Annotated in this window: 17 protein-coding genes; 2 read left to right on the top strand and 15 right to left on the bottom strand. The window is 60.1% G+C overall.

Translation table 11 applies throughout. The annotated features are described in order from the left end of the window. Positions 1 to 82 precede the first annotated feature (82 nt). Positions 83 to 907: an SDR family oxidoreductase gene (locus tag ACV8MC_RS02050; protein WP_310214275.1), complete on the bottom strand. Its 825-nt coding sequence runs from the start codon at positions 905 to 907 to the stop codon at positions 83 to 85. Positions 908 to 942: 35 nt separating this feature from the next. Then, positions 943 to 1,407, bottom strand: a complete 465-nt coding sequence (locus ACV8MC_RS02045; RefSeq protein ID WP_056783040.1) for a hypothetical protein — start codon at positions 1,405 to 1,407, stop codon at positions 943 to 945. Between the two features lie 170 nt (positions 1,408 to 1,577). On the opposite strand from ACV8MC_RS02045, the gene ACV8MC_RS02040 reads away from it, so the two are divergent. Beyond that, positions 1,578 to 4,322 carry an RHS repeat domain-containing protein gene (locus ACV8MC_RS02040; RefSeq protein WP_457264307.1) on the top strand — a complete coding sequence of 915 codons (2,745 nt, stop codon included), beginning with the start codon at positions 1,578 to 1,580 and terminating at the stop codon, positions 4,320 to 4,322. A 79-nt stretch (positions 4,323 to 4,401) separates the two neighbouring features. On the opposite strand, the gene ACV8MC_RS02035 is transcribed toward ACV8MC_RS02040, so the two are convergent. The 13 genes from ACV8MC_RS02035 to yaaA form a co-directional block, all read right to left on the bottom strand. Beyond that, positions 4,402 to 5,853, bottom strand: a complete 1,452-nt coding sequence (locus tag ACV8MC_RS02035; RefSeq protein WP_024011673.1) for a mannose-1-phosphate guanylyltransferase/mannose-6-phosphate isomerase — start codon at positions 5,851 to 5,853, stop codon at positions 4,402 to 4,404. Between the two features lie 208 nt (positions 5,854 to 6,061). Beyond that, entirely contained in the window at positions 6,062 to 6,718 is a 657-nt protein-coding gene (locus ACV8MC_RS02030) for an alginate O-acetyltransferase AlgF (RefSeq protein ID WP_095180418.1), read from the bottom strand. 14 nt (positions 6,719 to 6,732) lie between these two features. Next, entirely contained in the window at positions 6,733 to 7,905 is a 1,173-nt protein-coding gene (locus tag ACV8MC_RS02025; RefSeq protein WP_041479484.1) for an alginate O-acetyltransferase, read from the bottom strand. A 10-nt stretch (positions 7,906 to 7,915) separates the two neighbouring features. After that, positions 7,916 to 9,481, bottom strand: coding sequence for an MBOAT family O-acyltransferase (locus ACV8MC_RS02020; RefSeq protein WP_457264304.1), 1,566 nt, complete (start codon positions 9,479 to 9,481; stop codon positions 7,916 to 7,918). A 271-nt stretch (positions 9,482 to 9,752) separates the two neighbouring features. Next, a complete protein-coding gene (locus ACV8MC_RS02015) occupies positions 9,753 to 10,865 on the bottom strand; it encodes a mannuronate-specific alginate lyase (protein ID WP_095180419.1) in 1,113 nt (370 codons plus the stop codon). Between the two features lie 8 nt (positions 10,866 to 10,873). Continuing rightward, positions 10,874 to 12,340, bottom strand: coding sequence for an alginate O-acetyltransferase (locus tag ACV8MC_RS02010; RefSeq protein WP_457264303.1), 1,467 nt, complete (start codon positions 12,338 to 12,340; stop codon positions 10,874 to 10,876). An 11-nt stretch (positions 12,341 to 12,351) separates the two neighbouring features. Then, the gene (algG, locus tag ACV8MC_RS02005) at positions 12,352 to 13,923 is read right to left on the bottom strand and encodes a mannuronan 5-epimerase AlgG (protein WP_073473915.1); all 1,572 of its coding nucleotides are present in this window, start codon (positions 13,921 to 13,923) and stop codon (positions 12,352 to 12,354) included. Positions 13,924 to 13,949: 26 nt separating this feature from the next. Next, positions 13,950 to 15,431: an alginate export family protein gene (locus ACV8MC_RS02000; protein WP_056783051.1), complete on the bottom strand. Its 1,482-nt coding sequence runs from the start codon at positions 15,429 to 15,431 to the stop codon at positions 13,950 to 13,952. Further along, positions 15,428 to 16,936 carry an alginate biosynthesis TPR repeat lipoprotein AlgK gene (gene algK, locus ACV8MC_RS01995; protein ID WP_207808461.1) on the bottom strand — a complete coding sequence of 503 codons (1,509 nt, stop codon included), beginning with the start codon at positions 16,934 to 16,936 and terminating at the stop codon, positions 15,428 to 15,430. Before algK ends, ACV8MC_RS02000 begins: the two co-directional genes overlap by 4 nt. Positions 16,937 to 16,945: 9 nt before the next feature. Continuing rightward, complete coding sequence (locus ACV8MC_RS01990; RefSeq protein ID WP_024011680.1) at positions 16,946 to 18,115, bottom strand: alginate biosynthesis protein Alg44; 1,170 nt, start codon at positions 18,113 to 18,115, stop codon at positions 16,946 to 16,948. A 35-nt stretch (positions 18,116 to 18,150) separates the two neighbouring features. Then, positions 18,151 to 19,632 (bottom strand): mannuronan synthase, encoded by a 1,482-nt coding sequence (alg8, locus tag ACV8MC_RS01985; RefSeq protein WP_162098720.1) that lies wholly within the window; start codon positions 19,630 to 19,632, stop codon positions 18,151 to 18,153. A 79-nt stretch (positions 19,633 to 19,711) separates the two neighbouring features. After that, a complete protein-coding gene (locus ACV8MC_RS01980; RefSeq protein ID WP_256809511.1) occupies positions 19,712 to 21,028 on the bottom strand; it encodes a nucleotide sugar dehydrogenase in 1,317 nt (438 codons plus the stop codon). An 809-nt stretch (positions 21,029 to 21,837) separates the two neighbouring features. Next, positions 21,838 to 22,617: a peroxide stress protein YaaA gene (yaaA, locus tag ACV8MC_RS01975; RefSeq protein WP_457264300.1), complete on the bottom strand. Its 780-nt coding sequence runs from the start codon at positions 22,615 to 22,617 to the stop codon at positions 21,838 to 21,840. A gap of 363 nt (positions 22,618 to 22,980) precedes the next feature. On the opposite strand from yaaA, the gene ACV8MC_RS01970 reads away from it, so the two are divergent. Next, positions 22,981 to 24,057: a polysaccharide deacetylase family protein gene (locus tag ACV8MC_RS01970; RefSeq protein ID WP_457265516.1), complete on the top strand. Its 1,077-nt coding sequence runs from the start codon at positions 22,981 to 22,983 to the stop codon at positions 24,055 to 24,057. The last annotated feature ends 302 nt before the right edge of the window (positions 24,058 to 24,359 follow it).

Below are 24,359 nucleotides of genomic sequence, written 5' to 3'. Positions count from 1 at the left end.
AACTCACGATAGGCCTTCGCTTAGAGGGCGCCTACTGTCAACTCTGACAGGTCTGGCTACCGCTGGTCGCAACGACTGGGGATCAGAGCCTGGCGCGCAACCCGAACCGCTTCATCAACGTCGATTCGAGTAACCCTTGCGGCAACAACGCCGCCAACAACGGCAACGCCCGGCTGCCGTTGCCGATGCGAACCAGCCGTGGCGGCTTGCTCTGCCGCACCGCTTTCAACAGCTCAGCCGCAAACTCACTGGCCGGTGTTGGCTTGTCCTGCGATGCCTTGGCCCGTGCCCGAATGCCTTCACGCAGGGGAAACCACGGCGATTGCTCGTTGATCAACTGCTCGGCTTCATGTCCGGCATTCTTCGCAAAACTCGATTCGATCGCACCGGGCTGGACTTCCATCACACGGATGCCAAACGGTGCCAGCTCCATGCGCAATGCATCGCTAAGCGCATGCACCGCCGCTTTCGACGCGCAGTAGGCGCCGGCAAACGGTGTGACCAGCACACCCGACACACTGCCGATATTCACCACCAACCCCTTGGCCGGACGCAGCAGCGGAAACAACGCGCGGGTGACGCCAACAATCGAAAACACGTTGGTCTCGAACTGGCGCTGCATCGCCTGCACGCCGCCGTCGAGCAGCGGCCCCATCGCGCCGTAACCGGCGTTGTTGATCAGTACATCGAGGCCGCCATGTTGCTGGCGGAGGCGCTCGGCGAGTTGTTCCAGCGCGGCGCCATCGTTGACGTCCAGCTCGATAGCGGTGAAACCGGCAGCGCTCAGCGCGCTGACATCTTCAGCCTTGCGCGCACTGGCCCAGACTTCGTAGCCAGCGGCTTTGAACGCGTCGGCAAGGGCGCGGCCGATGCCGCTGGAACAACCGGTAATCAACGCAACGGGCATGGCGCATTCCTTGTGCAAACAGTCGGGGGAGGGGATCAGTCGGAGAAACTACCTTGCAAATGCTCGGCGCGAAACTCCAGGGTTTGCGGGCGATAGCCGGGGCGCAGCGGCGGCAGTGGCAAGCAGTCTTCCCAGGTTGCACCGGCCTGCAACTCGCCGGGGCCACGATAGCGTGGGGCAGTGTATTGATTGTCGGCCAGGTTGACCGTATCGCCCGGCGCATAAGCGGCGATGCGCCAGCGCAGCTCGGTCAGCGGCACATTGTTGCCATTGTTCATTTTCAATTGCAGCGGACGGTCGGCCGGGCATTGCTCGGGAGCGTAGGCAATGCGCAGTTCCAGGCGCGCCAGTTGCTTGATCTCGCGGTTGTCCAGCCACACCACCCACATGGCCACGAAACCCAGGCCAATCGCAGCGGCTACCGAAACCGGCAAGGCCTTGGCCGGGTAGCGCAGCAGCAGGATCAACCAGGTAATGACCAGCAGGATGCCGATGAACATGCGTGAGCGCTCCGTGGGTGAGTGAGCCCCATCCTACCGAAGGCTTGGCGCAATGGGTATTCGGGACGAGTTTGTGCGCACCGTTGGTCGGGACTGTAATTTCTGACAGTAGGAATGCGGTTCCGCGCTTGCTCTCATGAGCCAAGGGCACACTGGGACGTTGACGCACTATGGGCATCCACAGCAATACGCCAACGCTTGCCGTGAACGATCCGCGCGGTTTGGCCATCCTCAACGTCAACTACTGGCGCGCCGATGCGGCGCTGGCAAGCGAGCCCCGGATCGAGCGGACGTTGCGCGACAACGCCGGCCGTGCAGTCAAACAATGGGATGCGCGATTGTGGGCGTTGCAGGCGATTGATCCACAAGCGCCCGCCAGCCTCACCACTGTCCATGCCTTGAACGATATCGCGCTGCGCTCGGACAGTACCGATGCGGGAGTCCAGGTCCAGTTGCCGGGTTTGGCCGGCCAGACGCTGTGCAACTGGGACAGCCGTGGCACATGCCGCGAAATTGCATACGATGACTTGTTGCGACCTGTCGCGGTGTTCGAGGAAGGCACCGGCGTACCTCGCCGTTGTTCCGAGCGCCTTGCCTATGGCCGCCTCGGCGCGGGCGATCCGCTGCGCAATCAGCTCGGTCAAGTGATTCGTCATGACGATCCCGGTGGCAGTGTTCTGTTCTCGCAGTTTGCGATCACCGGGCAGTGCAGTGAAAACATCCGTCACTTCACGCTTGAGCCGGTTGCCGCGGATTGGCCAGAGGCTATCGCCGATCGACAGAAGTTGCTCGAACCCCAAGGGGCAACCACACAATGGCGCTATGCCCCGCTGGGACCTGTGCTCGAACAGATCGATGCCGGTGGCAATCGGCAGGCCTTCGCACTGACTCTCCACGGCCAGTTACGCGCAGTTGAAATACGGCTCAAACTTCAGACTCAGAACCATTCGGTCGTCAGTGATATTCGCTACGACGCCTACGGACAAGTCACTCATGAACTGGCAGGCAACGGGGTGCTGACTACGCTGAGCTACCGTCCCGAAGACGGCCGCCTGCTCACTCGCCATGCTCAGGACAATCTAGGCAATGTGCTGCAGCATCTGATCTACGCTTACGACCCGATGGGCAATGTAACGAGTATCGAAGACCAGGCATTGCCCGTGCGCTGGTTCGCCAACCAGCGCATCGAGCCGGTCAGTCGTTACCGCTATGACAGTCTTTATCAGTTGTCCCATGCCACTGGCTGGGAGGCCGGCGTTGCCGGTGGCGGGCCGACCGCTGTCGCCAACTACAGCCAGCGTTATCATTACGACGCCGGCGGCAATTTGCGCGGGCTGACTCACGTCGGCCAACAGAGTCCAGGTCATCAACTGCAGGCCGCACGCTTTAGCAATCGGTGTTTGCCGTGGCACGACGGTAAGCCGCCCTCTGAAGCAGAGATCGCTGCAGCTTTCGATTCGCGGGGTAATTTGCTGTTGCTGGATCAGGGGCGCCGGTTGCAGTGGAATCTGCGTTGCCAGCTGGACTCGGTCGTGGTCGTCTCACGCCGATCAGATGCCGATGATCGTGAAAGCTATCTCTATGACGGCGCCGGTCAGCGGGTATGCAAGATGCGTTCGTCACGGGCCTCTGCACGCAGTCTTCTTGCACAGGTGCGTTATCTGCCAGCGCTGGAATTACGCACCGATACCGGCACCGGTGAGAGCCTGCAGGTGATCATCGTGCGGACCGGACTCAATATCGTACGCGTCCTGCATTGGCAGAGCCCATCGCCGACCGGCGTCAATTATCTCTACCGATACAGTTTCAATGATCATCTGGGCTCAATCAGTCTTGAGCTGGACGCGGATGCGCAGTTGATCAGCCGCGAGCATTTTTATCCATTCGGTGCAACGGCGTGGGCCGAAGAACCCGACGTCAGCTACAAGACCGCGCGGTATTCGGCAAAGGAACGTGACGCCACGGGACTTTACTATTACGGGTTTCGCTATTACGTGCCGTGGCTGCAACGCTGGCTGAACAGCGATCCTGGTGGAGCGATCGACGGCCATAATCGCTATCGCGCGCTGCGCAACAACCCAATGACTTACAGGGACAGCGACGGGCGCAAGCCCGACAAGCCCGACAAGCGTGCTGGCGACCGGGTGTATCACGATCTTGCCGACAAGAAACTGGTCAATCCCGTGCAAGCCGCCGGCATGCAGCCCGTGCGCCGTTACTTCGAGAATGACCCAAATCCCGACGTCCAGGCCTACCGCCGCGAAATACCGGTAGCGCTGGCAGAGCTGGGAGCCCGGGACAACTCCGTGCTCAACACACATCAGGCGCATGTCATTGCCGCCGTCCGGACGCACACCGCGCCACCTTCGGGGGCCGTGCTGTACCACTCCGGTGAATTCGTTTCTTCGACAATGAATCGGGTGTTGGGGGAGGAGACCACCAGCCGGATCATGGGACCCATGTCCGTTGCGTTCAACAGCCCTGTCGAAGAACCGCAAGTGCTTGCAGCCAGGCGCGGTGCCGTGGCCAAAGGCTTCCAGATCGGCGGAAATCTGCTGATGCACGCCGCTAACCCCGCAGCTCAGTTGGTGGGCTCACTGAGTGTGGCAATGGGCAATGCCATGCAGGTTTCCGAGGCTCAGACGCGGATCCAGTACAAACTGCTCAGCACACCCGTTGCCGTGCCTCTTGCCATCTCCTCGAACAGTCCGGCGGTCGACTTGCAGTCCTTCAATCGATCGACCCGGCGGCAGCCGTTGTTCGCAGAACCGGAATCAACGTCCACACCGTTGGCGCAGCAACTGTTTGCAGCCGCGTTTACACAAGGTCCCGCGGGGTTGGCGCAGGCGACGGAAGGCGAGTCGGTCGATGAAGATTCACCACTGGCGAGACGCCGCAATTCAGTCTTCGGCTAGACAAAAAAAGCCCCCGCCCAGCCCGCTGCGGATAGGGAACGCAACGGGCTGGACGAGGGCTTCTTGTTTCAGCAGGCGATTACTGCGCGATGGTTTTCACCGACACGCCGCGTTCGATCGGGGTGGAGCGGCCGTAGATATCTTCGAAACGCTCGATATCGTCTTCACCCAGGTACGAACCCGACTGCACTTCGATGATTTCCAGCGGAATCTTGCCCGGGTTGCGCAGGCGGTGCACCGAGGCGATCGGGATGTAGGTCGACTGGTTTTCGGTGAGCAGGAACACGTTCTCGTCGCAGGTCACTTCGGCGGTGCCGCTGACCACGATCCAGTGTTCGGCGCGGTGGTGGTGCATCTGCAGCGACAGGCACGCGCCCGGCTTGACCGAGATGTGCTTGACCTGGAAACGCCCGCCCATGTCCACCGAGTCGTACGAGCCCCACGGACGATAGACTTCGCAGTGGTTCTGGGTTTCGCTGCGGCCCTGGGCATTGAGGGTGTTGACCATCTGCTTGACGCCCTGGACCTTGTCCTTGTGGGCAATCATCATCGCGTCCTTGGTTTCGACCACGACGATGTTTTCCAGACCGATCACCGAGACCAGTTTGCCGTTGCCGTGGATCATGCAGTTCTTGCTGTCCTGGATGACCACATCGCCTTTGCTGACGTTGCCGTTGGCGTCTTTCTCGTTGACTTCCCACAGCGACGACCAGCAGCCGACATCACTCCAGCCGGCGGTCAGCGGCACCACGCAGGCGCGCTGGGTTTTTTCCATCACCGAGTAGTCGATGGAGTTGTCCGGGCAGCAGGCGAAGGTGGCTTCGTCGAAGGTGATGGTGTCGGCGTCCTGCTGGCTGCGCTCAAGGGTCAGCAGGCAGGTGTCGTAGATGTCCGGATCGTGCTTTTTCAGTTCTTCGAGGAAGCGGCTGGCGCGGAACAGGAACATGCCGCTGTTCCAGTAGTAACCGCCGGATTCGACGTACTCGGTGGCGCGCTTCACATCCGGTTTTTCGACGAAGTGCGAGACGCGGCTGACGCCTTCGGGCAGCAGCGAATCAGCAGTGGATTTGATGTAGCCGTAGCCGGTTTCCGGTTTGGTTGCCGGCACGCCGAACAGCACCATTTCGCCGTTTTCCGCAGCGACGGTGGCCAGGGCCAGCGCACGTTGCAGCGCTTTCTGGTCTTCCAGCACGTGGTCGGCCGGCAGCACCAGCATCAGTTCGTCACGACCTTCATTGACCAGCATCATCGCGGTCAATGCTACGGCCGGCGACGTGTTGCGGCCGAACGGTTCCATCAGGATGCGCTGGCATTCCAGATTGCGCGCGGCCAGTTGCTCGTTGACGATGAAACGGTGCTCTTTGTTGCAGACCACGATTGGCGTGTCCATGCCTTCGAACACCAGACGCTCGAGGGTTTGCTGGAACAGTGTGTGTTCGCCGGTCAGGGCGAGGAATTGCTTGGGGAATTGCTTGCGCGAAAGAGGCCACAGACGCGAACCGCTACCACCTGACAAGATCACCGGAATCATAGTGTTTACTCCATAAAATCAATTTGGTTAGAGCAACGAACGTTGTGTCGTTTCACTCTTGTTTTTGTCTCGTGTCCGAAGACGCCGCATCCCTCGTAGGAGCTGCCGAAGGCTGCGATCTGTTGATCTTGATCTTCAAAACCAAAAGATCGCAGCCTCGTTTCACTCGACAGCTCCTACAGGGATCAGCGTCTCTGCGGGAAATTGGTTAGCGAGTCGACACCGGGCGTTTCACCCAGACTGGCGACAGGTTGCTGCCGTTGCCGGTGACGTACAGCACGGCTGCCTCACCACGCTCCAGGGCGACCGGTTTCACGTCGCCGACTTTCTTGTCGCCTTCGTACAGCGCCAGGCTGACTTTCACCGGGTTGATTTCACGTTCGCCACGGCCCTTGGCAGCGACGTTCGGCACCACTTCGGTCTTGCCGTCGGCAGTTTTCAGGGTCAGCGATTTGTCGCTGAGGTTCTGTACACGCACCAGGGATTTCTGCTTGTTCTTGAACGGTGGCTCTTCGATCAGTTGTGGCGCGCCGGAAGCGTTGTTGACCAGGGTGTAGTAGTGGTCACCAGCGAGTTTGACCGGCAGGGTCTGGCTGCCAACCTTGGCGCTGTAATCGCCGCCCGGCATGAAGCTGAAGTCGCTGCTGGCCAGTGGCGCGATGTCGCTCAGGTTGGTGCTGCCGACAGTCGCGCTGACTTCAGCGTTGCTGGCGTTGTAGACACGCACGAAGGTCGAGCCTTTCGGAGCGGTCGGGCCGTACAGCGCGGCGTCGCCGCCGGCGAAGGCTGGGACGGAAAGTACGCTGAGGCCAGCAACCAGTGCGAAGCTTTTAGCGAGACGACGAGGAGTAGTAGTGAAAGTCATGGTGTACCTCTCTTTCAGTTTTGCGCCCGATCGGGCGTCTCGGATTTAGTGTTGATGGCTACGTTTTGTTGGCGGGCGCCGGCTTGTTTGAGCTCTGCGACCCACTGCGGGTCGGCGTCGCCGATTTCGTTGTTCACAGGCAGATATCGTTCAGGAAACTCCCAGATCAGCACTTGTGGCGGGCTGTTCTTGAAGTCATCGCTTTTCAGGTAGCTGAGCATCGGCAGAATCGGGCCGTGGCCGTCTTCGGCGTAGTTGACGACGTCGCTGTGCAGCGCTTGTTTGAGCGCACCGACGAAGTTCCAGTTGGGGTTGGCGCTGTAGCTGGTGCCGATCAGCGCGACCGGTACTTCGCTGTTGGCGAACAGGGCGTCGTCACCGGCAGGCTGCTCGGCGGCAACGGTGTTGCGTTTGAGCAACGGCTCAGGCGCCGGCATCATGTTTTCGAACAGCGGGTCGAGCGGCAGGAACAGACGCAGATCGCCCTTGTGCGTGACCTTCTCTGCTGGCGTGGTAACGAAGCGCTGTGGCTCGCCGCTCAGCGGGAATTTCTCGGCAATGGTTTTCGCCAGCGTATTGGCGGCGATCTCGGCGCCTTCCGGCGTCCAGTGGGTGTCGGTGCGCAGGAACACCTGCTCACCGTTCTGCTTGGCCTGTTGCAGCGGGCCGAGCAGGTCAGGGGCGAGGATCTTGTCGGCCGCGACACGGGCGTGGAAATCCTGGTACAGATTCTGGTGAATGCTCGAAGGCTTCACTTCACCCAGATGCTCCGGGTACAGACGCACCTTGGCCGGCACGATCGCCATCACCAGTTTCACGCCTTTCTCTTTCAGGGTCTGACGCACGCCTTCGACCAGCGCGTAGTTGCCTTGGAGGTTCTGCTGTTCGTTGACGATCGGGTTGAATTCCTCATCGCTGTACAACCACTGGTCGCGGCCGAGCACAACGCCCGGACGACCTTCGTTGAACAGTTTGAAATCCAGCGCGGCCCAGAGGTTAGTGCCCAGACGCTTGATCGGGAATTCATCGTCGTAGTGGGTTTCCACCGCCTTCGTCCAGCGGCCATTGAGCACCGTCGCGTCGGCGTTGGTGCTGAAGCCGAAGAAGCTGCGAACCGACCACAGACCGAGGACCAACAGCGTCACCAGGAACAGGGCGATGTAGAAGATGCGTAATGAGCGGGTCATGTCAGATCCCTCAGAACTGGAAGTAAAGGAACGGCGAGAAGCTTTGCGCCGAGAGTTTGAGAATCGAGGCGATGAACAGCAGCAGGATCAGCCCGCGCATCACGTAGCGCGACCAGTCAGCGGTCCAGTAAGCCGGTTGCACCTGGGCTTCGACGCCAACGGTGTAACCAGGTTCGTGGATGCTCGCCGGATTTTCCCCAGGTGCTGCCTTGATCAATCCCGGCGTTGCGGTGGCAGGGCCATTGGCCTCGACGTTGACTTCCGGTTTGGTCTTGGCTGGCGGCTGATTGGTGTACAGATCACGCAGGCCGAAGAACGCCAGGGTTGCGTAAGCCACCACCAGAGTCGCTACTTGCAGACCGGTGAGGCTGGCCTGATTGAGTTCCGACAGCGACCAGTCGCCGAAGCTGAACATTGCACCGTACATGCGCCCGGCGACGTGCAGGTTCTCGGCACGGAAGATCACCCAGCCCATCACCACCAGCAGGAAGGTCAGTGCCCAGCGGATCGGGTTGAGGCTGCGCGGCGAAGTGTTCAGGCCGAGCATTTTTTCGATCGCCAGCCACATGCCGTGCCAGGCGCCCCAGATGATGTAAGTGATATTCGCGCCGTGCCACAGACCACCCAGAAGCATGGTCAGGAACAGGTTGCGATAGGTCATCAGCGTGCCTTTACGGTTACCGCCGAGGGTGATGTACAGGTAGTCACGCAGCCAGGTGGAGAGGCTGATGTGCCAGCGGCGCCAGAACTCGGTGATCGACTGGCTGATGTACGGCTGTTTGAAGTTTTCCATGAAGCGGAAACCCATCATCAAGCCCAGACCGATGGCCATGTCGCTGTAACCGGAGAAGTCGAAGTACAGCTGCGCGGTGTACGCCAGCGCACCGAGCCAGGCATCACCCGTGGTCGGATTTTGCAAGGCGAAGCAATGGTCGGCGACCACGGCGAGGGTGTCGGCGATGAAGACCTTCTTGATGAAACCCTGCATGAACCGCGTGCAGCCCTCGGAGAACTTGTCGAGGGTGTGCGTGCGGTTGTTGAACTGATCGGCGAGGTCGCGGAAACGCAGAACCGGGCCGGCAATCAGGTGCGGGAAGATCGCCACGAATGCTGCGAAGTCGATCAGGTTGCGCGTGGCCGGAGTGTCGCCACGGTACACGTCGATGATGTAGCTGATCGATTCGAAGATGTAGAACGAAATACCGATCGGCAGCAGCACGTGGGTGAGGATGAACGGCTCGAGACCGAACGAAGTCATGATTTCGTTGATGCTGTCGACACCGAAGTTGGCGTACTTGAAGTAGCCGAGGATGCACAGGTCGACGGCCACGCCGAGCAGCAGCCAGCGCTGCGCCGGTTTGGTTCTGACGCCAGCGGCACCGACTTTCAGGCCGATCCAGTAGTTCCACAACGTGACCGCTGCGAACAGCGCGAGGAAGTCCACCCGCCACCAGGCGTAGAACACATAGCTGGCGATCAGCAGCAGCAGGTTGCGATAGCGTTGCCCGCTCAGGTAGTACAAGCCGAGAAAGATCGGCAAGAACAGAAACAGGAACACGTTGGATGAAAATACCATCCCGATCTCTCCATGTTTGAACCAACAGTCAAGGGCCAAAGCCCCCCCAAACCCCCCGTGGTAGTGGAGGGGTGACACAGTGTTTGCTTGAGGTCTGGGCTGGCCGTCAAACCGCGCCCCTCACCCCCCGCCCTCTCCCGGAGGGAGAGGGAGCCTGATCTCCATGGTTTTCAAAAATGGAGATCGACTCGGTATTTCATTTCGACGTAACTCGCACAGCCACCTCGGTCAGTCCCCTCTCCCTCCGGGAGAGGGTTAGGGTGAGGGGCTTTTAGCCCTTTTCATGCGACGGGTCGTAGACCTTGGTCAGGTCGCCGCCAAGACGGAAAGTCTTGAACGGTTGCATGTCGCGTTTCTTCTCGATCACATCCGGCGCACAGGTGTAGAGCGTGCAGAACGGTTCGAGCCAGGCGAATTTCATGTCCTCTTTCAGGTCGGTCATGTCCTGCTTTTTGCCGTTCTTTTCTTCGAACTCGTCAGGGTCCTTCACGCCGGCCAACACGCGGTCACCCAGACGCTTCAGTGCGCCATTGTTTTCCTGACGCAGATCGACACCGTTGACCTGGGCGAAACTGGCGATCATCGCCAGCGGCGGCAGGGCGTAGTTGTGATAGGCGAGGGCGCGTTGCTGGCGCTTGAGTTCGTTGGGCAGGAATCCGTCGGCGTCGACCTGGTTGACGCCGACCTTGTATTCCTTCACCGCCCAGTCGAACAGGTCGCGGCGGTTGGTGGCGACGGCGGTGGCCATCACCGACCAGGCGGCCCAGTACGAGTGGTTGTTGGTTTTTTCCAGCGGCAGGTTGTCCCAGTCGCTGACCACCTGATCGGCCATTTTGCTGAACCAGGCTTCGATCACCTGCGCTTCCTGCTGATGCTGGGCCAGCGGATGCGAGTCGGAAAACTTCAGGCGAATGTACGACGAGGCCATGCTGCCCAGTGCCCATTTGCGCATCGACTTGCCGGTGTGGTTGAAGTCTTTGGACATCAACGCGTCAGCCTTGGCCCATGCGGTCAGCCAGTTGAGCGTGCATTCGAGCTGCTCCGGGCGACCGTCGCGCATGAACTGCATGACGCGCTTGGCGGTGCCGCGCTCCAGCGTGGTGATGTCTTTGGTGGTGTCGCGAAAGGCTTTTTCCGACTGCACATTCAGCGTCGCGCGGGCCTTGTCCGAACCTTCGTATTTGCTGCGAAATTGCAGCGGACCGGTGTATGGCGCCGGCATCGCGTCGCAGCCGTCGCTCTTGTCGCCGGTCTTGAATTTATCCACCGGGGCGAAGTAGCCCTGCGGTGGACGCAATGGCGCGGCGGCCTGAGTTGCCCCGGCGAACATCGCCAGGCTCAGGAGTGTCGGTGCCAACAGATTTTTCAGTTTCGGATTTCGCATAGCAGACCTCATTGCCCGAGCTGCGCGGTCTGTTGACCGACGCCCGGGAATACGTTGCGTTTGCAGATTTTCGCTTCGACTTTTTGTGGCGCGGCGCCAGGTCCGGCTTCAGGACCCTGGACTTCGACTGCCAGCAGGTTTTGCGAGGCCCAGTCTTCGTCCGTGCGCAGCTCAAAGGCGAAACGACCGTCGGTGTCGGAGGTTTCCGGTTTCTCGATCTTGATGTCCTCGTGGCGACCGTTCATGTACCAGAGGGTGGCTTGCAGGGTTTTCACCGAGGTGTCGGCGAAGCGGATATCAACCTGATGGTTGGCGTTCTGCAGGTTCAGGTTCTTGCTGTTGACCAGCAGTTCTTGCTTGCTGCCCGGCTTCAGCGTGGCGCTGGCGGACATCTGCGCGTCCTTGCCTTCGCAACCGTTATCCAGCAGCGCCATCATCTGGCGATAGATGGTTTCCTGGTCGAGGCGATACAGCGGCGAGAATTCCCAGATGAGAATCTTCGGCGGGGTCTTTTGGAATTCTTCGCTGCCCAGGTACTGCAGCATCGAACCTTCGAAACCGCCGCCGGGGAAGGCCACGTTGAGGATGTCGGCGCCGATGGCTTCTTCGAGGAAGCCGGCGAAGTTGTAGTTCTTGCCGCTGTGCGACGTACCGACCAGGGTGATCTGCGGATTGCCGGAATCGCCGAACAGATCGCCGTCGCCTGCCTCGCCTTTCGGCTCGGTGGTGAACTGGTCCATGTACTGGATCGCATAGCTGGTGCCGCACAGTTGCCCGGCCATGTTGTGCAGAGTGCCGGTCTTGCCCATGCGCCCGGAGCGCTTGGTCTCGAATTCACGCTTGGGAATGTCGGCGAAGGCCGGGATCTGCTTGACCTTTTCGGCGACGATTTTTGCCGTGCGCTGGGCACCGTAAGGTGTCCAGTGCTGGTCGCCACGGAAGTAGAAATCGTGGGCGGGCAGGGTGTCCGACAGCGATTCGTTGGTCAGTGGCGACAGGTCCGGCACCACGTAGCCCATCTTGGCGAAACGGCCGAGCATGGTCTTGTAGTTGCCCAGCGCTTTTTCGTAATCGAACGCGGCTTTTTCCTGCGGGTTGAGCTTGTTGCGGTTCACCAGGCCACGGGTCGGCTGGTAAACGATCACCAGCTCGACGCCTTTGCTCTTGAACGCATCGTGCAACTGCTGCAGGCGCTTGTAGCCGGCCGGCGTGGTGTTGAACTCGGTGCGCAGGTCTTCCTGGGTACGGAACAGCCAGTCGCCCTGAGCCTGTACCAGGGTGGTGAAGTTCTGCTGATAACGCGTGGTGTAGTTCTTCGCGTCATGGGCCGCCGGGCACAGGTTGCAGCACGGCTCGGCGGTGAACTTCGGTGGCGTGACGCTTGCGCCTTCAGCGTCGGCGCGGGCGTTGCCGGCAGCGAGAATGCCGAGAGTCAGGGCCGAGAGGCTGAGCAGTTTGATCATGTGTGGGTGCATAAAAATTATCCTCAGTCCTGCAATTCGGTCTGGCGTTCGACAGGGTCGATCAGCACGGCTTTCTGCTGGCGCACCAACAGATCGAGAATTTCATCCTGGCGCTCGCCGAGGATGCCGTTGAAGCTGATCCCGCTGGACTTGGTCGGCGCCAGCATCGACACGCGATACAGCTCGACACTCAGCGGCGAGTCGATCGACAGCGGACCGCTGCCATTGGCCGCCAGCTCGCCGCCGACGACGATCAGCGAGACCTGCGCGTCGAACGGGTCGAGCTTGATGTCACGGTCGGTGTCGGTCAGGTCCTTGATGTGGCCGTAGATACCGGTCAGGCCGTTGGTCATGGCAACGTTTTCGTAGAGGCGGATGTTCACGCTGTTACGAATACGAATGCCGTGACGGGTATTGCTGATGACCTTGTTGCCCCACAGCAGGTTGTCGGCAGACTCGTAGAGCGTGATGCCGTCGGTGTGGTTCTTGTAGATCTCGTTGTAGGCAATGATGTTGTTGACGCTGTTACGGTCGATCACCAGGCCCGACAACTTGTTGTCGAAACTCTTGTTGTTGAAGATGAAGCTGTCGTTGACCTCACGGGAAATGATGATCCCGTGCTTCTTCTTCGTGCCATGAACGGTGTTCTCGGCAATGATCAGACGGTGCGAGCGGTCATGCGGGTCGATGCCGTAGACGATGTTGTCTTTGTAGGTGTTGCCCTTGACCACAAAGTCGCTGGTTTCGTAGCAGTAGAAGCCGTACCACATGTCCGAGAACTCGGAGCCGACGATCCAGCCGGTCGGTTCCGGGCGCTTGAGGACTTTGGCCATGTTCGGCGTGTACTGGGAAATACTCACCCCGTACGACTTACTGTTGGCGTAACCGAAGCTGGCCATCTTGCTGTTGACGATGTAGGTCTCGGTGCCGCCCCAGGAGAGCAGGAACGGACGGAATTCCTTCGGCGAACGGAAGGTCGCCGGGCCGTTGTCCTTCTCGCGCCAGCCGGTGACTTTGGTGTCACGCACGAACAGTTTGCCGTCGTTGACCAGGAACGAACCGGCCTCTTGGGACAGGCGCAGTTCCTGGGTCTGACCGTCGATTTCGAGGATGCCTTTCTCGCCGACGACGATCGGCAATTTGGCCAGATACACGCCCGGGGACGTCTCGCTGAAATACTGCTTGGGCAGTTTTTTCGCCAGATCCTTGAGGTTCATGTAGCCGTCGTCGATGAAGATCGCCTGCGGGATGCCGTGCTGACGCACCACCCATTCGGCCATCTTGTTATCGCCGCCGATGAAGTCCTTCAGGGCGTTTTCCTGCATCATCCGGCGCACACTGATCTTGCCCGGTTTGCTGCGCACGATCTTCGCGGCAGCGGCTTCGGCGGTGAAGCCGGAGAGGTCGGGCAGTGTCGGCTTGGCCAGTTTCAGTGCGTCGGTCGGCGCGCTGCTGACGGTGTAGGTCTTGGCCTGTTGCAGTTCTTTGGCCACGGTCGCAGGTTTCGCCGGTTCAACATTGGCGAAGGCGCCGGCGCTGGCCAGCAGCATCGCGCCGGCCAGCAGGCTGAGTGAGCCTGTTCTGGTGCTGATCATGTCGGGCACTCCCTTGGCGGTTTGCATCAGAAGCGCCAGATCACGTCAATGAATGCGCGGTGCATGTAGGAATCAACCTGGCTGCCGTAGGCATCGCCCGGTTTGAACACACCGCCACGGAAACGCACCAGTGCCGAAGGCTCGTCGATCGACTGGCTCAACGCCGCCGGCAACAGGCCTTGCTTGAAGTACTTGGTGACGACCAGGTCCATTTCCTGACCCAGGTCCTTGTTGCCATCTTCAAGCGGCAAGGATGTGCTGGAGAGGATCGCGCCGGTGACGTCGTCGGTGTTGTTTTCCACCGCATTGATGCCGTTGCTGCCGACCGGCTTGTTGCCGTCGACACGCCAGAACTTGTGATAGATCAGGCTGGCGTCGTACTCGTCGTTGACCATCCACGAACCGAACAGGGTGGCGGTCTGCATGTTGTTCATTTCGCCACGGAACGCTTCGCCGAAACGGTGCACGCGCGAGCGGGTACCGGTGTAGTTGGAGCGGTTGCTCTCCAGACCGTTCTGTTCGTAATCGGCACTGGCGCGGGCGTAGGCACCGCCGACTTGCCACTGCGGATCGAGGCGCAGACGCACGCCGACATCGGCTGCCCAGCCGCTGATGTCATCGCTGCGCTTGGCTTGTGTCGGGCGCGTGCCGTCGGCGTTCAGCGCGTTGACCGTGTCGCGGTCGCCGCTCATGCCGGTGATGCTGCCCCAGTAGTTGACGGTGTTGGTGTTGCGCCAGTTGTAGGCGTCGCTGTCAGCGGTCAGGCCGATCCAGCTGATGTCGCCGTTCTCGGTCTTGTCCAGCGAGTCGCGCGGGACGCCCGGCTCGGCGTAATCGAGTTTGCCGTCATCGTGAGTGTGGTGGCCGCGAATGCCGACCCACTGGCCCGGTGTCCACTGGTAAGCAGCGTCGGCGTAGGCGTGCAGGCGATCCTTGTCTTTCGGCGCCAGCTCTTTCAAGTCGGTGCGGTATTCGCTGAAACGCTCGGCAACACCGGCATTGGCGCGCAGCAGGGTGGTGTCGAAGGTCCAGTTCAGCGCTTCGATGTTGGTGTCGCGCCATTGGCCGTCGTCATTGCGCAGACGCTGGCGACCGAACTTGAGCATCTCGCCCGGGTACGGGGTGAGGCCGCTGTAGCCGACCCAGAACTCGCGCATCGCCAGGTAGTTCTTCTTGGTTTTGCGATCACTGTTGTCGGTGGCTTGTTCACCGTCCGATTGTTGCAGGGTGTCGGTCTCGATGATGTCGGTCGAGGTCACTGCCTGACCCATCGCGTAGGCGCTCCACGCGCCGCTTTCGCCGTAGATCCAGGGACGCAGGTCGAGGCCCACGCCATTGACGTCACCGCCGCCGGCAGTGCCGAGGTCACGGTCGTCTTCGGACTGGCCGGTGAGTTTCACTTCCAGACCGAAATTCTTGGTTTCAGTCATCGCAGCCAGTGTCGGGCAAGACCAGAGCAGCGCGAAGGTGAGGCCAATACCGGCCTTCACGAATGGGTTCAGCTTCATAGTTTTTCCTCGCCGTCTTCTTCTTGCAGGGCGTGCAGTTGCAGCGTGTTCGAGTTCAGGGCGCCACGGCTGGCCTGTTCCTGTTGCAACAGGCGGCGGGCTTCGGGCAGGCGCTCGGGCGGCAATTGCGCCTCGAGTGTCGCTGCCAGTTCATCGGCTTGCGGGGTGTTCTGCGCCTTGGCCAGTTGGCTGAATACGTAGGCGTTCAGCGGGTCGGGCTTGGTACCCTTGCCTTGGGAAAACAACTGGGCGATGGCGAAGTCGGCACTGTTCTGGCCGTTGCGCGCAGCGGTCAGCAGGTGGTCCAGAGCCTTCTGCGGATAGACCTTGCCCAGGTAGCCACGACGGTAGATCTGGCCGAGGTAGTAGTCGGCGGCGACTTCGCGGCCAACGGCTTTCTGGAAGTGTTCCTCGGCGACTTTCGCATCGGCCGGGACCATTTTGCCTTCGTAGTAGACCTTGCCCAGCAGCAGTTCGGCGCGCGGCTGGTCGGCGGCGCGACCGTTGTCCAGGTACTTCATCATCTGGTCGACGTCGCCCAGTTCGGGGAAGTCGTAAAGCAGTTGGGCGAGGGTGACCCACGATGCCGGGTAGCCCGGAGCGATCGGCTCGAGCAGCGCCTGCGCGGTTTTTTCGTCAGTCTTGCCCAGGGTCGAATCGGCCAGCACGCGGGCTACGGAGTCGACACGCTGCGCGGTGACGGTGCCACGGCTGTAACCGGCCTGCATCTGCTTGATCAGCTCGGCCTGTTGGTCCGCCTGGCCACGTTTCTGGTAGACGGTGGCCAGTTCGACGTAGCAGATGTCGGTGGTATTGAGCGCGGCCTTGCAGATCTTTTCCACGTCATCCAGATGCTGGTCGTAAGTGCCTTGGGTGCGATACAGCAGCACCTGCGCCAGACCCGCTTCCGGGTAGCCCGACTTGCGCCACTGATCGATCTGCTGCTGCGCGTTGATGTTGGGGAAGCTGTGCGGGTATTGCAGGTACAGCATCGCCAGCGGGATCAACGTGTTGCCTTCGCCATTGGCGGCGGCTTTTTTCAGCAGGGTTTCGGCTTCGTGGTGCTCGGCTTCGGTGGAGCCCGGCTTGGCCACCAGCAAACGACCGAGACGTGCCTGGGCACGCGGCGACACGCTGGCCGCTGCGCGGTAAGTCGCCTCGGCCTGTTTCATCTGCGCCGGGTCACGGCTGTCGACCTGGATATCGGCCAGGCCGACTTGCGCCTCGCTGTAACCCAGATCGGCCAGTTGCTGGTAGTTCTGCGCAGCGGTGGCGGTGTCGCCACGCTTGAGCGCTTCGTTGGCCAGACGCTGATCGGGCAGCCCGGCGCAACCGGCCATAGAAACTGCCAGTGCCAGCGAGCACACCATCAATCCCATGTGGGAGCGAGCCTGCTCGCGAAGCAGTCGACTCGGTACTTCAGACAAACCGCGCTGGCCCTTTCGCGAGCAGGCTCGCTCCCACAGGGTCGGCGGTGTGTTCAAGTTATGCGTAGTCACAGGCATGTCCTCGACTTAAAGACCGGCAGCCATGGCTTTGTCGATCAGCCAGTTCAGGTTCGGGCCACGGTCGCTGTTCACTTCAACCGGGCGGCCGGCGAGGCTGCTGTCGAGCGGCTCGTCAGGCTGGATCTGTACGCGAATGTCGGAGGACAGGTCGGCGCTCTTCAGGCTCGTGCTGCTGACGATCTTGCCGGTGCGGGTCTTGTCTTCGCCGGCGATCTGGAAGCTCACCGGAGTGCCTGGACGCACGTCGCCGAACTGGCGATAGGAGAAGCGTGCTTCAACGTTGGCCTGGGTGTTGCGCGGCACCAACTGGAAGATCACGTCGCCCTTGCTCGCGTACTGCCCGTCAGCCACCAGTTGCTGGGCCACGGTGCAGTCGCACGGCGAAGTCAGGGTGCCGGTCATTTGCTTGCCGAACAGTTCTTCAACCTTGGCCGGGGCCAGTTGGTCTTCGGCCAGATGGCCCTTGAGCACGTCGAGCATGCTGGTGCTGAAGGTCGCCAGCGGTGCGCCTTTGGCGGCAACGCCGTCGGACTTGACCAGGCTCTGTACGGTGCCGTCGCGCGGCATGGTGATGTTCATCCCCGGCACGCTGACCAGACCGGCCTGGGCGTGGCTGACGAAGTACATGCCGTACACCGACTTGAAGATGAAACCGGCGGCGACCAGACCAACAGCGAAAATACCGGCGCTGAAGGTCACGGCTTTCAGGCGGCCGAACGGGGTCATGCCGGTGTCGTTGGTCTTGTTCTTGCGCGCCTTGGTGAAGTTGTCGCGCTGCAGGGTCGCCAGCACTTCGCCGATGCTGACGATGTCGCCGGCCAGGTGCGAAGTGATCAGGTGGCGCAGGGTGGAAATGTCCTGCGGCTCGAGGTTCTGGAACTGGCAGCCGGCGCGGCCGGTGGCGCGGTCAAAGGAACGCACCTGCAGTTCAACGTCCATGGCCAGGCCGAGGTTGTCGATGACAAATTGCAGACGCGCCTTGTACACCTCGCCGATGGTCAGTGGCATCTGCCCGGCGTTGAACGCCAGACCGCCAGCCGACAGATCGAGGACCCGCGCTTCGAGCGGAGTCCGGTCAGGGCCGAAGAAACGCAGCTTGGCCGGGATTTTCACGCGAGCGTGCTGGCGCTGGGCTTCGGATTCATGCACTACGTTGACGTTGACGGCGGTATTCATAGGGGCGATTTCCTTGTTAATTCAATAGGAGCGGGTCAGACCATCATCAGCAGCACGGCGACAAAAATGCTGCCGGCGGAGAAGGTCATGGTCCGAGACGACCAGGTGTTGAACCAACGTTGAAAGCTGGCGAGATCACGGGTCAGGGATGTGGGCTGGCGAGTCCAGGATTGTTGGTCGAGGCGGAAGAACACGTAGATCTTCACCAGGGCGCCAACGATCTGGTTGTAATACAGAATCGCCGGGTAAGCAGGGCCGATGCGGTGACCGGAACACGACAGCAACAGCGTCAGGATCAGGCGGGTGATACCGATCCACAGCAGGTACACGAGGATGAACGCGGTGCCGTACTTGAAGCTGGCGATCAGTGCGACGGTCAGGCCGAGCAGCGAGGTCCACATCGACACGCGCTGGTCGAACAGCACCACCGAGGTGAACGCGCCGAGGCGGCGGATACCCAGGCCCAGTGCGCGCGAGTTCTGGCGCAGGTTGTTGCCGTACCAGCGGAACATCAGCTTGCGGCTGGCCTTGATGAAGCTCTTTTCCGGCGGATGTTCAACGGTGTTGATCGCGGCATCCGGCACGTAGAAGGTGTCGTAACCCAGGCGCATCAGGCTGAACCAGCTCGACTTGTCGTCACCGGTCAGGAACTTGAAGCGGCCCAGGCGCCAGTGTTGCAGCGAGTCGCTTTCAACGTCGGCGATGAACTCCGGATTGGTCACCACGGAGGCTTTGAACACCGACATCCGACCGGTCATGGTCAGTACGCGCTTGGACAGGGCCATCGAGCACATGTTGATGTGGCGCTGGGCGAAACGCAGCTTGTGCCATTCGCTCATGATGTAACCGCCGCGCACTTCGCAGAACTCGTTGGTGGTCAGGCCGCCGACATTGCCGAACAGCTGGAACCACGGCACGGTCTTGCGCACGACGCCTTCGCCGAGCACGGTGTCGCCGTCGATCACGGCCACCACGGCACGGTCGTCCGGCAGGTGACGGGAGATCGCACGGAAACCGAAGGCCAGACCATCGCGCTTGCCGGTGCCGGGAATTCGTACGAAGTCGAGCTTGACCCGCTCCGGCGGATTCATCCGTGCCCACAGCGCCTTGACCAGCAGCTCGTCGGACATTTCCACGATCGAGCAGACAATGGTGGTCGGCAGTTCGCAGTCGATGGCTTCGCGGATCACCGAGCTGTAGACCTGCGCGGTTGTCAGCGCGTCAATACGAAAGCTGGTGACCATCAGAAACACATGCGACGGATCGGCCGCTTTACCCAGCTTGCGTACTTTGCGACGCAGGTGCGGGTAAACGATGTAGAGAAAAATCATGCCGCGCACAAAGTGCGTTGCACCCATCGAGTAGCGCCAGATACCCACGGCGCCAATCAGGAAAATGAAGTCCTTCGACTCGGAGTCGAATGTGGACGTGGGCAGCATCAAGGCCAGGCCCATCAGCAGACTGAGATAAAAAAGCCAGCCGGCTGATTGCAGAAAAAAATGTTTGAGCTTGGTCATAACCGTCATCCGAAGGTGATGGAGGCTTCAAGCCGCAAGCGTGTTGCTTTTGCTTGCGGCTTGAAGCTTGAGGCTTGCCTTACCAGCAAATGCCTTCGGTGCGGCTACCGGCGCTGGTGGCCTTGGACATGAAGCCCACCAGGTCGATGACTTGCTTGCCCTGCGGCACTTCCTGGGCCAGCGAACGGAATTTCTCGTCGCGGTTGCCGAGGATGATCACGTCGGAGTTGTCGATCACCGAGTCGAAGTCGGAGTTGAGCAGGGACGATACGTGCGGAATCTTCGATTCGATGTAGTCCTTGTTCGCACCGTGGACACGGGCGTATTCGACGTTGCTGTCGTAGATGCTCAGGTCGTAACCCTTGCCGATCAGCATTTCCGCCAGTTCGACCAGCGGGCTTTCGCGCAGGTCGTCGGTGCCGGCCTTGAAGCTCAGACCGAGCAGGGCGACTTTGCGTTTTTCATGGCTTTCAACGATGTCGAAAGCGTTCTGCACTTGCGATTCGTTACTGCGCATCAGCGAGTTGAGCAGCGGTGCTTCGACGTCCAGGGAACCGGCGCGGTAGGTCAGCGCACGTACGTCTTTGGGCAGGCACGAGCCGCCGAAGGCGAAGCCCGGACGCATGTAGTACTGGGACAGGTTCAGGGTCTTGTCCTGGCAGACCACTTCCATCACTTCACGACCATCGACGCCGACGGCTTTGGCGATGTTGCCGATCTCGTTGGCGAAGGTCACTTTGGTCGCGTGCCAGACGTTGCAGGTGTACTTGATCATCTCGGCAACGGCGATGTCCTTGCGGATGATCGGGGCGTCGAGTTCTTCGTACAGCGATTGCAGAACGTCGCCCGAGGCGGTATCGAACTCGCCGATAACGGTCATCGGTGGCTGATCGTAGTCAGCGATGGCGGTGGATTCGCGGAGGAATTCCGGGTTGACCGCAACGCCGAAATCGACGCCGGCCTTCTTGCCCGAGCAGTCTTCCAGAATCGGGATGACCACGTTGGCCACGGTGCCTGGCAACACGGTGCTGCGCACGACGATGGTGTGGCGGGTGGTTTTTTCACGCAGGACAAAACCGATCTCGCGGCACACGGCCTCGATGTAGTTCAGTTCCAGGTCGCCGTTCTTTTTGCTTGGCGTGCCGACGCAGATCATCGACAGGTCGGTATCACGAATCGCCTCGGCGAAGTTGGTCGTGCCGCGCAGACGGCCGGTCTGGATACCCTGCTGCAGCAGTTCGCCGAGGCCTGGTTCTACAATCGGCGATTTGCCGGCGTTAATCATGTCGATCTTGTCTTTGGCAACATCGACGCCAACTACGTCATGGCCCCGTGCAGACAGGCAACCGGCACATACTGCGCCAACGTAACCCAAACCAAATATGCTGATGCGCATCGCAATTACCTCTGTATATATCAGGCCTTAGAAGGCCGGAGTTAATGGTGTTCAGCGGTCACTAGTGCACTCGGAAGTGCGGCTTACAGGCGCCACAATGCCGTGTGCAGGCATACAAAGTTCCGAGTGTCTAATAAGTGCACTCAAGATGTGCGCAACTAGGCCTTGTTGTTATGACTTGCCCTGTTATGCAGCCGATCTTCCGTGCGGGAAGACTCTAGTGCAGTCGTGTAGCCTGCTCGACGTCCGGTAGGGGGCCGGTAAATCAAGCAGTTAGGTGCTCAGGCGAGCACGTTTATAGGGGCGCGGCCTTGGCCTTTGTAGGGGATATTAATGGTGCGTATCTCCTGTCCTTCGATTGTTTTGAGACTAGTTAGTCACTCAGGCAAGTTGCTGTGACAACTTGGTTACATGGCTATCAGCTCTGCGTAAGTTATCTCGTACAAACTCGGCGAGAATCGTTACCGGTGGTATGAGCAATGCATTTGGACATAGTTCCAGCCCGCTCATCGTGCCAGTCGAAATTTTTTGAAATATTGATGAAGATGGCACTGGGTGCAAATTGATAGCACTAACGATTTCGCCCTTTAGTTATCGGGGCGAAACCGGGGCCGATAGTTTTGTGCCACTACGGGTAAAAAATTTAGGTGCCACTACTGAAAAAAAACTTCAGTGTCGAGTGAAACTAAAATTAGAAAATAGAGTGTGGTTTTATTGGCGCCATGAATTTGGCGATATGCGGCGGGGGAATTTTGACTTCGGGCGGACTGCACGACTCTTGAGAAAAAGAGTCGTGCAAAGGGCATGCTTTATTCCGGGGCGTGGTCGCGCAAAAACACCAGATTGTCGGGTTTCGACTGCTCGGCGCTGTAGCGATAACCCTGTACATCGAATTGCTTGAGTTGAGACGGGTCGTTGATGCGTTCCTCAATCACAAAACGGCTCATCAGGCCGCGCGCCTTCTTCGCGTAGAAACTGATGATCTTGTACTGGCCGTTCTTCTGATCCTTGAACTCGGTGTTGATGATCCGCGCCTTCAACGCGCTGCGCTTGACCGCGGAAAAGTATTCGTTGGATGCAAGATTGAGCAGTACGTCATCGCCCTGATCGGCCAGCGCTTCATTCAGCCACTCGCTGATGCGCGTACCCCAGAACGCATACAGATCCTTGCCACGGCCGTTGGCCAGTTTGGTGCCCATTTCCAGGCGATAGGGTTGCATCAGGTCCAGCGGCCGCAGCAGGCCATAAAGGCCGGAGAGCATGCGCAAGTGCTTTTGCGCGTAGTCGAATTGCGCCTCGCTGAAGGACTGCGCGTCGAGGCCGGTGTACACATCACCCTTGAAGGCGAGCAGGGCCTGCTTGGCGTTTTCCGGGGTGAAGTTGGGGGTCCAACTGCCGAAACGCGCGGCGTTGAGGCCACCGATTTTGTCGGACACGTGCATCAACTCGCTGATCTGCGCCGGACTCAGCTCGCGCAACTGCTGGATCAATTCCTGGGAATGGTCGAGGTACTGCGGCTGGGTAAAGCGCTGGGTCGCCGGCGGTGTTTCGTAGTCGAGGGTCTTGGCGGGGGAAATCACCATCAGCATGAAGTCGTCTCCTTTAATCGTGGGGGCGATTCTAGGGGGTTGTCCTTGTTGACTCCAGCTATCAAGCCCATAGGTGATCGACGGCTTAACTCAAACCCCTTGTGGGAGCGAGCCTGCTCGCGAAAGCGGATTTACATGATCGTTCCCACGCTCCGCGTGGGAATGCAGCCCGTGACGCTCTGCGTCACAGTCGTCGGACGCGGAGCGTCCGGGGAGGCGTTACCACGCAGAGCGTGGGAACGATCATCCGTGGCTAAGGGGAATAGGACAGGATCAGCTATAGTGCCGCGCGGGTTTTGTTATGGAGACATCCCTTTGCGCATTGTTCTTTTATTCACCGCGTGGCTGCTGAGCTTCGGCGCCATGGCGGCGCCCGGCGATGCGGCAACGCTGGATCGCACGACCTGGCCGGAGCAGCTCAGCAACCCGACCCTGTTCGACGTCGCGTCGCGGGCGGAAATCCTCATGTTCGCTCGCGGCCTGCTCGGCACCGAGTCCATCGACGAGGCGGCACTGGCCCAGCGCCTGGGCCTGCGCACGGTCAATATCGATGCGGTCAATCAGCTGCGCCAGCGCCTCTGGCAGCGCTTGCTCGCCAACTACAACCACGCCCAGCAAAGCTGCGATCAGGACGCCTCGTTCTGCTTCCTCGTCGAAGACCTGCCGACCCTGCGCGAGCAGGCGGCCAAGTTCGTCGTCAGCGACGACAGCTATTACACCAAATGGGCCGAGCCGAGCCGGATCTTCCATTTGCAGTACCTCGACGAGCTGATGCGCAAGGCCGCGCTGTCACCGCAAACCAGTAACGAATTCGATCGTTTCGGCGACTACGAGCGCAACGGCGACGACATGCACGACCGGCTGTTTCTGCTGACGTTCGACAGCGCCGCCAACGTGCAACCGGACAACACCGACTGGCTGACCGAGTACCTGCGAAAATCGAATCTGAGCGCAACGTTCTTTGTACTGGGCAAGGATATTCAGGCGCGACTCGCAGGGCGTTCGGTCAGCAGTCTGCAGGCGAGTTTTTCCCGGCAGTGCGTTGGCGTGCAGGGCTGGGAGTTCCGCTCTCACAGCCATTGGCAGGACTGGCAGGATTCGGTGCGGCGCAGCGCCGATCTGGTGAAGAACAAACTGCCGGAAAACTACGTGCCGCTGTTCCGTCCGCCGGATGGTCAGCGCCGCAGTGACGCACAAGGTTTCTTCAACAGCCAGGGCCTGCAAGTGGGGCTGTGGGACATCGATGCCCAGGACGGTGCCGGCAAACTCAAAGGCCCGGCGAGCGCGCAGCGGGTGCTGACCCTGATGCTGCTGTGGCGGCACGGGGTGATCAATTTCAACATGAAACAGGATGCGGTGAAGACGTCCCTGCCGTGGCTGATCACCCAGACTGCGCAGAGCGGTATCGGCTGGGAAGACTGTCAGGACGCGTTTCGTTGAGAAACGACAAAAAGCCCGGAAACATTGGGCTTGGGGTAATTTTCAGGAGGAATTCGATGCAGGCGGACTTCCGACTTTAGCGGGGTACGGGGAGTCCGCCAAGGGCTTTTCGTCACTCTGCAAAATAAACTTAAAAAAACCGTCAAAGTGCTTTTTTATGTCATCGGTTTTGGAGTATTACGAAGACAGACCGCCGAAACCTGCGACACAGGTGGCGTCTTCCCAGACTCCTATTGTGTGCAGTTCATCCAGGCCCTCGTGGATGAATTCGGCAGTCACCTCGAGGCGCAGCACTGTCACGG

Source organism: Pseudomonas sp. PK-RTE-24, assembly GCF_054052265.1.
The sequence above is the reverse complement of the archived record's forward strand: the minus strand, read 5'-3'. Positions and strand labels throughout refer to the sequence as shown.